At 64.0% G+C, this 1,451-nt stretch carries 1 protein-coding gene; it reads left to right on the top strand.

Annotated elements, in window-relative coordinates; all coding sequences use genetic code 11:
* Nucleotides 1-987: MinD/ParA family ATP-binding protein (locus tag AHiyo1_RS00220; protein WP_059387222.1), on the top strand; the 987-nt coding region annotated here is incomplete at its 5' end.
* Between the last annotated feature and the right edge of the window lie 464 nt (nt 988-1,451).

Consider the following 1,451-nt stretch of genomic DNA (forward strand, 5'->3'; position numbering starts at 1 on the left):
CGGGCGCTGTCCCCGGCATCCGCTCGAGCCGGACGGGCCGCAGCCGCCAATGCTCCGATTTCAGACTTCATCTCGTCCCCGGGTTCCTTCGTGAGGGAACAGAAACCGCGTCCCATCGGTGGCTTCCGCGGCATGCTCTACAGGCTGACCGGTGGCGCGTGGAACCTCGGTCCCAGCGCCAAGCAGCGTGAAGAGGACGAGCTGGCGAGGCGGATTTCCCGGCAGCTTCAAGGCAGCTACAACACCGCCGTGCTGAGCCTCAAGGGCGGGATCGGCAAGACCTCGACGACGGTCGGCGTGGGCCTCACCCTGGCGGAATTCCGCGGCGACCCGCCCTGCGCCATCGACGCGAACCCCGATTCCGGCGACCTCGTGGAGCGTGCGCTGGGCGAGGGCATCTACCAAAAGGCCACGCCGCGCACCATCACGGACCTGCTCAAGAACGTGGACAACGTCGATTCGCTCACGGCGCTGGCCCGGTACATGCACCATGCCGGCCGACTGCACCTGATCGCCGGTGAACAGGACCCGGAAGTTTCGGATTCGCTGACCGCCGAGGAATACTTGCGGATCCGCCAGCTGATCTCGGGCTACTACTCCATCGCGCTGACCGATTGCGGTACCGGCGTCACGCACAATGCCATGAGCGGCATCCTGCAATCAGCCGACAACCTCATCATCGCCGCCGGCTACGCCGTGAGCGGTGCCAAGCGTGCCCGCAGCACCCTTCAGTGGCTTGCGAGCCACGGCTACGAGGACCTCGCGCGCAACGCGATCGTGGTGATCACGGACAAGGACGAGGTGTCGTCCCGCGTGGACAAGGATGCCATCGAGGAACACCTCGCCGGGATCTGCCGACAGTTGATTGCCGTGCCGCACGACAGGGGAGTGGCCGACGGCGACCTGGTCACCCTTGACGTCCTCCGCCCCGACACCCGGCGTGCGTACAAAGAGATCGCGGCCGCGATCGTGGACGGGTACGTGTAGCGCCTCCCTTTTCGGCGGCCCCGGCCCAACTAGCTCGCATTAGATGTCTTGAGCGCTCAAAACGACATTAACTGCGAGTCAGTTGGGTGGGGCTACTTAGTTATTGCCTAGCGTGACGCCCGCGACACTCTATTACTACTTGTTTTTGCCCGGGTAAGAGCGGGTTCTTACTCGACTACTACGCGGATTGCAAATTGTCGCTTCCGCCGGGATTTCCCTAAAGTTGCACCTGGACGTCATTCGCTTTGCGGGGCGACCTCGCCATGACCGGGAACTGGGCCCGGGCATGGTGCACCCAATTCCGTGCCTTCATGACACCCTGCTGCGCCCGTCTCTGAACCCGAGGCCAGCACCAGGAGCCTCTTTTGATTCCCAAAAAACTTGCCTTGATGTTCGCTGCCGTGCTTCTCCTCGGGGTGACGGGTGCCACGGGCGCTCGGCCTTCCGCCAACACAGCGCCCGAC

This window comes from Arthrobacter sp. Hiyo1 (assembly GCF_001263615.2).
Lineage (GTDB): Bacteria > Actinomycetota > Actinomycetes > Actinomycetales > Micrococcaceae > Arthrobacter.